The 7,074-nt window shown below is 71.7% G+C and carries 8 protein-coding genes and 1 pseudogene (1 of these 9 only partly in view); 5 read left to right on the top strand and 4 right to left on the bottom strand.

Annotated features, from left to right (window positions below; translation table 11 throughout):
• The 4 genes and pseudogenes from dinB to cobA form a co-directional block, all read right to left on the bottom strand.
• Positions 1-823, bottom strand: a pseudogene (gene dinB / locus ACFFCN_RS16445) (DNA polymerase IV) (it extends 451 nt beyond the left edge of the window).
• Between the two features lie 25 nt (positions 824-848).
• Positions 849-1,580 (bottom strand): methyltransferase domain-containing protein, encoded by a 732-nt coding sequence (locus tag ACFFCN_RS16440; protein WP_375493389.1) that lies wholly within the window; start codon positions 1,578-1,580, stop codon positions 849-851.
• A 75-nt stretch (positions 1,581-1,655) separates the two neighbouring features.
• Entirely contained in the window at positions 1,656-2,060 is a 405-nt protein-coding gene (locus ACFFCN_RS16435; RefSeq protein ID WP_375493387.1) for an SAV_6107 family HEPN domain-containing protein, read from the bottom strand.
• Between the two features lie 61 nt (positions 2,061-2,121).
• Positions 2,122-3,321 (bottom strand): uroporphyrinogen-III C-methyltransferase, encoded by a 1,200-nt coding sequence (gene cobA / locus ACFFCN_RS16430; RefSeq protein ID WP_375493403.1) that lies wholly within the window; start codon positions 3,319-3,321, stop codon positions 2,122-2,124.
• 74 nt (positions 3,322-3,395) lie between these two features.
• On the opposite strand from cobA, the gene ACFFCN_RS16425 reads away from it, so the two are divergent.
• The 5 genes from ACFFCN_RS16425 to ACFFCN_RS16405 all read left to right on the top strand — a co-directional run bounded on the left by ACFFCN_RS16425 (position 3,396) and on the right by ACFFCN_RS16405 (position 6,960).
• Positions 3,396-3,473 carry a putative leader peptide gene (locus ACFFCN_RS16425; RefSeq protein WP_375493401.1) on the top strand — a complete coding sequence of 26 codons (78 nt, stop codon included), beginning with the start codon at positions 3,396-3,398 and terminating at the stop codon, positions 3,471-3,473.
• Positions 3,474-3,540: 67 nt separating this feature from the next.
• Entirely contained in the window at positions 3,541-5,223 is a 1,683-nt protein-coding gene (locus ACFFCN_RS16420; protein WP_375493383.1) for a nitrite/sulfite reductase, read from the top strand.
• A complete protein-coding gene (locus tag ACFFCN_RS16415; protein WP_375493381.1) occupies positions 5,211-5,909 on the top strand; it encodes a phosphoadenylyl-sulfate reductase in 699 nt (232 codons plus the stop codon). Before ACFFCN_RS16420 ends, ACFFCN_RS16415 begins: the two co-directional genes overlap by 13 nt.
• 30 nt (positions 5,910-5,939) lie before the next feature.
• Positions 5,940-6,368, top strand: a complete 429-nt coding sequence (locus ACFFCN_RS16410) for a DUF1810 domain-containing protein (protein ID WP_375493379.1) — start codon at positions 5,940-5,942, stop codon at positions 6,366-6,368.
• Between the two features lies 1 nt (position 6,369).
• Positions 6,370-6,960, top strand: coding sequence for a dihydrofolate reductase family protein (locus tag ACFFCN_RS16405; RefSeq protein WP_375493377.1), 591 nt, complete (start codon positions 6,370-6,372; stop codon positions 6,958-6,960).
• The last annotated feature ends 114 nt before the right edge of the window (positions 6,961-7,074 follow it).

Genomic DNA, 7,074 nt, shown 5'->3' with positions numbered 1-7,074 from the left:
CCTCGTCGGGGAGATCCGCCTCGAGGGTCCGGTCGGCGCTGATCGATTTCTCGACTTCGTGCGGTTCGACCTGACGCGGGTCGACGCCGGCCGCGAGGGCCGCGAGGTGCGCGGCCGCTGCCGCGCCGACCGCGCGGCGCAACGTGTCGGCAGGCGTGGCCGCGAGGTCGGCCACCGTACGAACGCCGAGGCGGTGCAGCGGTTCGGCGGTCCGCGCCCCGACGCCCCACAGCGCGGTGACCGGCAGCGGATGCAGGAAGTCCAACACGCGGGCGCGCGGCACCACGAGCATGCCGTTCGGCTTGCAGCGTGCGGACGCGAGCTTGGCGACGAACTTCGTCGGGGCGATGCCGACCGAGCAGGTCAGGTCGAGCTCGGCCTGCACCCGCGCCCGGATGCCGGCCGCGATGACGCCTGGCCGCCCATGGGTGCGTTGAGCGGCGGCGACGTCGAGGAACGCCTCGTCCAGCGACAGCGGCTCGACCAGCGGCGTGACGTCACGCAGGATCGCCATGACCTGCGCCGAGGTCGCGGAGTACGCCGCGCGGTCGGGCGGCAGCACCACCGCCTGCGGGCACAGCCGCAACGCCTGGCTCATCGACATCGCGCTGCGGATGCCGAACTTGCGTGCGGCGTACGAGGCGGCGGCGACGACGCCACGCCGGCTGCCGCCCACGACGACCGGCCGGCCGGCGAGCTCGGGCCGCTTCTTGATCTCGACGCTGGCGAAGAACGCGTCCATGTCGACGTGCAGCATCGTGCAGCCGGTGTCGTCGCCGTCGAACTCCCCAGCGGTACGCGGCAGGTCGGCGCTACGTCCCATGCTGCGGCGTTCCTCCGTCCACCGGTCAGCCTGCGCGTCGGGCCAGGACGTGGATCCGGCCCGCGATCTCGGCGAACGGGCTGCGGCCGGCGGCTTCGAGATCCAGTTGCGCGAGCGCGTCGCGCGCCCCGGGGCCGTCGAGGGCGGCACCCGGGACGAGATCGGAGAACGTACCGATGCCGTGCCGGGCGTCGATCTGCATGCCTGCGTCCTGACACAGCCGGGTGACGACGTCCGGCCCGAGGCGCCCCGGGTCGGCCAGCCGGTGCAGTTCGTCCAGCGCGGCGGCCGGTTCACCGCCGAGCGCCCGGGCGAGCACGGCGGCCGGCGGATTGCTGACCACCACGCTGAGCAAGCCGCCGGCGCGTACCGCCGCGGCGCAGCCGGCGAACACCGCCGCGACGTCGTCGACGGCCTCGAGGATGCCGTGGGCGAGCACCAGGTCGAAGGTGGCGTTGCCGACCACGGCGGCGAGGTTCTCCGCGTCGCCCTGCAGCGGCCGCACCTGCGACGAGACGCCCGCCTCGGCGGCCCGGCGGCGCAGCGTGGCCAACGCATCGGCGCTGACGTCGACCACGGTGACGTCGGCGCCAGCGCGGGCCAGCGGCACGGTGACCGCGCCGCTGCCGCCGCCGCAGTCGAGCACCGTCGGCTGCCGCCCGGCGGCGACGGGCTCGGCCAATGCCTCTTCGAGCAGGCGCGAGACGAGCGCCAGCCGACCCAGGGCCGGCCGGACCCGCTCGGTGTCGGTCTGCACAGCCGCGAGCCTAATGCGCAGGTACGACCCCGTCGGCGCACTCGCGAGCGACCTGCGGCGATGCCGCTCGGGCGCTCACGCGGCGAGCAGCCCGGATGTCGACTCCACCAGCTCGAGGAACTGGCCGGCGGACCGCAGCTGATCGTCGGCGGCACGCGCCGTGACCGCGGACAGCGCACCGGCTTCGACCGCGGCCCGGATCGGCGCGCCGGCCGCGAAGTACGCCGCCCATCCGGCGTGTTCGGGCGCGACGCGTTCGAGCAGGACCCAGACGTTCATCAGCCTGCGGCGCACCGACGCGGGCCGACCACGTTGCGCCGACACCGCAGCCGCGGTGCGCAGCGCGGACAGGTGGGCCAGCCGGAACCGATCGCCGGCATCGGTGGCCGCCTCGGCCTCGCCCAGCACCTGCCGGGCGTGGACGAGCAGGCTGTGCGCCGCGGCCGGCGAGCGGCCGAGGGTCGGGCTGGTGCGGGTCATGAGACGCCTTCCGTTCGATTGCGTTCGATACTAGCACCGCACACCGACACAGCGTCTCGAGTCAGCCTTCGAGGACGGCTACAACCTCGCCGACGACCACCACGGCCGGCGCCCCCATCCCCTCCCGCGAGGCCGCAGCCGCAATCTCGGACAGCGGGGCACGGAGCACCCGCTGCACCGGGCTGTCGGCATGCTGGACGACGGCCGCGGGCGTCTGCGGCGAGCGGCCGTGCACAACGAGCGCCTCGGTGATCGCGGCCAGCCGTTGCATCGCCATCAAGATCACCAAGGTGCCGCCGTGCGCCGCGAGCCCGGGCCAGTCGACGTCCTGTTCGCCCGAGCGGCCCGGGTCCAGGTGACCGGACACGACCGTGAAATCGGCCGCGACGCCGCGGTGGGTCAGCGGGATGCCGGCCGCGGCGGGGGCGGCAAGAGCGGAGCTGAGGCCCGGCACCACCGACACCGGGACGCCCGCGGCGACGCATGCCAGCCATTCCTCGCCGCCGCGCCCGAACACGAACGGGTCGCCACCCTTGAGCCGCACCACCCGGCGCCCGGCGCGGCCGCGGTCCACCAGCACCGCGTTGATCTCGTCCTGCGTGAGGTTGTGCCGGTGCGCGGACTTGCCGCAATCGATGATCTCGACATCCGCCCGCAGGGCGGCAAGCAGCGACCGCGGCGCCAACCGGTCGACCACGACGACGTCGGCAGCCTCGAGCAGCCGTTTGCCGCGCACCGTGATGAGCTCGGGATCGCCCGGGCCGCCGCCGACCAGCGCGACCCAGCCACCCGCTGCCGGTGGCGGCGTGTCGTCCGGCCGCACCCGCGCCGTTGGCAGGTCGCCGGCGGCGAGAGCTGCGTCGATCGCGTCGCGCAGCGCCACGGCACGCAGCGGATCGTCGCCGGCGTTGACCGCGACGGTCAGCCCGTCGCGACGTGCGACCGCCGGCGTGCGGGCGGTGCCGCCCGTGGCGTCGTCGGCCCGCACACAGAACGTCCGTCGCTGCCGTGCCGCAGCGGCGACCTCGGCGTTCACCGCAGGGTCGTCGGTGCACGCGAACACCAGCCACGCTTCGCGCACGTCGTCCGGGGCGAACCGTCGGCGGGTGATCGCCAGCTCGAGAGCCGCGATCTCGGTGGCGACGTCGGGCGCCACCACGCGCACGTCCGCGCCGGCACGCAGCAGTGCGCGCACCCGGCGCGTGGCCACCGCTCCCCCGCCGACGACCAGGACGCGCCGGCCCTCGACGTCGAGCAACATCGGGAAGCCGGCCACGTGACCATCCTCGCAGCGCCGCACGGCGCACCGGCGGGTTGTGGAATCATTCAAGTGTGATGTGCAACCGCCACGCGGCGCGACTGACCTCGCGCCGGCACGTGGATCTGCTCCGGGTCGCTACCGCGGCCTGTTGAGTCGGCGGCAGTACGCCGCCGCACCCCTGCCATCCACACGGCGCCAACCTCAGGAAAGGCCTGCCGCATGCCGGCGCAAGCACGACAGACACCCACGCCCCGCTCCAAGACGAGACGCGGCGAGGGCCAGTGGGCCCTCGGCTACCGCGAGCCGCTGAACAAGAACGAGCAGGCCAAGAAGGACGACGACGCGCTGAACGTGCGTCAGCGCATCCTCGACATCTACTCGGTGCGCGGCTTCGACAGCATCGACCCCGCAGACCTGCGCAACCGGTTCCGCTGGATGGGCCTGTACACGCAGCGGCGCGAGGGCATCCCGGGCGGCAAGACCGCAACGCTCGAACCCGAGGAGCTGGACGCCGAGTTCTTCATGATGCGTATCCGCTGCGACGGCGGCGCGCTGACCGCCGAGCAATTGCGGGTCATCGCCGACATCTCCACCGAGTTCGGTCGCGACATTGCCGACATCAGCGACCGGCAGAACGTCCAGCTGCACTGGATCCGCATCGAGGACGTGCCGGAGATCTGGCGGCGCATCGAGGCGGTCGGGCTGTCGACCACCGAGGCGTGCGGCGACTGCCCGCGCGTGATGCTCGGCTGCCCGCTCGAGGGCGTCGCCGAGGATTCCGTGCTCGACGCGGGGCCGGCACTGCGCGAGACGGTCGACAAGTACTTGGGCGACCCGGCGTTCTCGAACCTGCCCCGCAAGTTCAAGACGTCGATCTCCGGCTGCGCGCGACACTGCACCAACCACGAGATCAACGACGTCGCGTTCGTCGGGGTCATCGGTCCGGACGGGACACCCGGCTACGACCTGTGGGTCGGCGGTGGGCTCTCGACCAATCCGCGCTTCGCCGAGCGGGTCGGCGCGTTCGTGCGGCCGGACGAGGTCAGCGATGTCTGGGCTGCGGTCGTGTCCGTCTTCCGCGACTACGGTTACCGCCGTTCGCGCACGCACGCCCGGTTGAAGTTCCTCATCGCCGACTGGGGCGTCGAGAAGTTCCGTCAGGTGATGCAGGACGAGTACCTGCACCGCGCCCTGCCGGACGGCCCGGCACCGGCGGCGTCCCCCACGCACCGCGACCACGTCGGCGTCGAGCGGCAGAGCGACGGCATGCTCGCCATCGGCGCCACGACCCGCGCCGGACGCACGTCCGGCAGTGCGCTGCGCGAGGTCGCCGACATCGCCGAACGCCACGGCGGTGCCCGCACCCGGCTCACCGCGCAACAGGGCATCGTCGTGCTCGACGTGCCGTCGGACAAGGAACAGGTCGTCACCGACGCCCTGCACGAGCAAGGGCTCACCGTGCACCCGTCCGCGTTCGCGCGCGGGACGATGGCCTGCACCGGCATCGAGTTCTGCAAGCTGGCGTTCGTGGAGACCAAGGCGCGCGCGGAGACGATCCGCGAGGAGATCGAGCGTCGCTTCCCGGACTTCGACACGCCCATCACGATCAACGTGAACGGCTGCCCGAACTCGTGCGCCCGCTTTCAGGTCGCGGACATAGGTTTCAAGGGCATGGTGGGCCGGGACAAGGACGGGAACTACGAGGACGCGTTCCAGGTGCACCTCGGCGGCCAAATGGGCACCGATGCGGAATTCGGACGCAAGTTCCGTGGTTTGAAAGTGACGGCAGAGGAAGTCCCCGACTACATCGAACGGGTGCTGCAGGGCTACCTCCGGCGTCGAGAGGGAGGCGAGGCGTTCGCGGCCTATGTGTCGCGCGCCGACGAGGCATGGTTGCTCTGATCAGCAAGACCGAGCTCAAAGATCTCGCGATCGCCGCGGGTGACGAGCTGGAGGGCGCGTCCGCGCTCGAGATCCTCACGTGGACCGACGAGCACTTCGGCAGTTCGTGGGCTGTTGCGTCGTCGATGGCCGACGCCGTTGTGCCCAGCCTCGCCGCCAAGGTCCGCCCGGGCGTCGACATCCTGTTCCTCGACACCGGTTACCACTTCGCCGAGACACTGGGCACCCGTGACGCGATTGCTGCGACGCTGCCCGTCACCATCCGCACCCTGAAGCCTGCCCAGACGGTCGACGAGCAGGACGTGTCGTTCGGCAAGCGGCTCTACGAACGCAACCCGGACCAGTGCTGCGCCTTGCGCAAGGTCATGCCGTTGCGCAAGGCCCTCAAGGACTACGACGCGTGGGTATCCGGACTGCGCCGCGACGAAGCCGCATCGCGCGCCACCGTCAAGGTCGTCGACTGGGACGACGGCCGCGGGATGGTGAAGATCAATCCCATCGCCGCATGGACGCAGGACGACGTCGATCGCTACATCGCCGAGAACGGCGTGCTCGTCAACCCGCTGCTCTCCGACGGCTACGGCTCGGTCGGTTGCGGTCCGTGCACGCGCCGGATCGCGCCCGGCGAGGACGCCCGCGCCGGACGGTGGGCCGGTTCCTCGAAGGTCGAGTGCGGCATTCACTGACAGTGACCGGCATCGGGTAGAAATGCGGGCGTGGGTGGGGATCCGTACGACCTGAACCGGTTCGTCGAGGCGCAGGACCACGGCTCGACCTACGAACGCGCGCTGGCCGAGATCCGGCGCGGGCGCAAGACCAGCCACTGGATGTGGTTCGTCTTCCCACAGATCGCCGGGCTCGGCTTCAGCGCGATGTCGCAGCGGTACGCGATCGCTGATCGCAGCGAGGCGCAGGCCTACCTTGCCCACGGCGTACTCGGCGCGCGACTGCGCGAGTGTGCCGGGTCCGTGGCCCAGCTCGACGCGTCGCCTGTGCACGTGTTCGGCGGCATCGACGCGCAGAAGCTGCACTCGTCCATGACGCTGTTCGACCTCGTCGAGCCGCAGGTCGTGTTCCGCACCGTGTTGGACAAGCACTTCGGCGGCGTCGCGGACGACGCCACCGAACAACGGATCGGCCGCTGACATGGGCGTCATCCGGACCGCGATGTCCGTCTCGCTCGACGGGTACGTCGCCGGACCGAGCAGCCGTCCCGACTCACCGCTGGGTGACGGCGGCGACGTCCTCTTCCGTTGGCTGGACAGCGGCGACACGCGCAGTGCGTACTTCCCGTTCCGGATGTGGCCGGCGAGCCGCCAGGTCTTCGACGGCATCTGCGCCACCAACGGCGCCATCGTCACCGGACGGCACACCCACGACGTCGTCGGCGGCTGGGGCGGCAGCGGGCCGCAGGCAGACATCCCGCTGTTCGTGATGACGCACCGGGTCGACGACGCCCCGTGGCCCGAGTACACCTACACCGACGCCCCGGTCGAGGACGTGCTCGCCCTCGCACGCACCAAGGCCGAGGGCAGGGACATCAGCCTGATGGGCACCGCGCCGGTGCAGCTTGCGCTGGCCGCCGGCCTGCTCGACGAGATTCACCTGCACGGCGGCGCGACGCTGCTCGGCGGCGGCGCACGGCTGCTCGAGGGCGTCGCGGTGCCGCAACTGGAGTTGCTGCGCGTCGTCGAGGCGCCCGACGTGACCCACCTGTCCTACCGCGTCTGCCGCTGACCACGCGAGTCGTGGCCGCCGCGACGTCTCCGCCGCCGCCACCCCCTCTCGGTGATCAACAGTAGAAATGGGGCGCTCCAGCAACCAATTCCTGCTGTTGATCACCGAGAAGGG

This window comes from uncultured Jatrophihabitans sp. (assembly GCF_964246335.1).
In the GTDB taxonomy this organism is placed as follows: domain Bacteria; phylum Actinomycetota; class Actinomycetes; order Mycobacteriales; family Jatrophihabitantaceae; genus Jatrophihabitans.
The sequence above is the reverse complement of the archived record's forward strand: the minus strand, read 5'-3'. Positions and strand labels throughout refer to the sequence as shown.

Excerpts from the sequence above, each read along its gene's own strand:
- ACFFCN_RS16435 (WP_375493387.1), bottom strand. The coding sequence starts at position 2,060 with ATGACCCGCACCAGCCCGACCCTCGGCCGCTCGCCGGCCGCGGCGCAC.
- cobA (WP_375493403.1), bottom strand. The coding sequence starts at position 3,321 with ATGTTGCTCGACGTCGAGGGCCGGCGCGTCCTGGTCGTCGGCGGGGGA.
- ACFFCN_RS16425 (WP_375493401.1), top strand. The coding sequence starts at position 3,396 with ATGTGCAACCGCCACGCGGCGCGACTGACCTCGCGCCGGCACGTGGAT.
- ACFFCN_RS16420 (WP_375493383.1), top strand. The coding sequence starts at position 3,541 with ATGCCGGCGCAAGCACGACAGACACCCACGCCCCGCTCCAAGACGAGA.
- ACFFCN_RS16415 (WP_375493381.1), top strand. The coding sequence starts at position 5,211 with ATGGTTGCTCTGATCAGCAAGACCGAGCTCAAAGATCTCGCGATCGCC.
- ACFFCN_RS16405 (WP_375493377.1), top strand. The coding sequence starts at position 6,370 with ATGGGCGTCATCCGGACCGCGATGTCCGTCTCGCTCGACGGGTACGTC.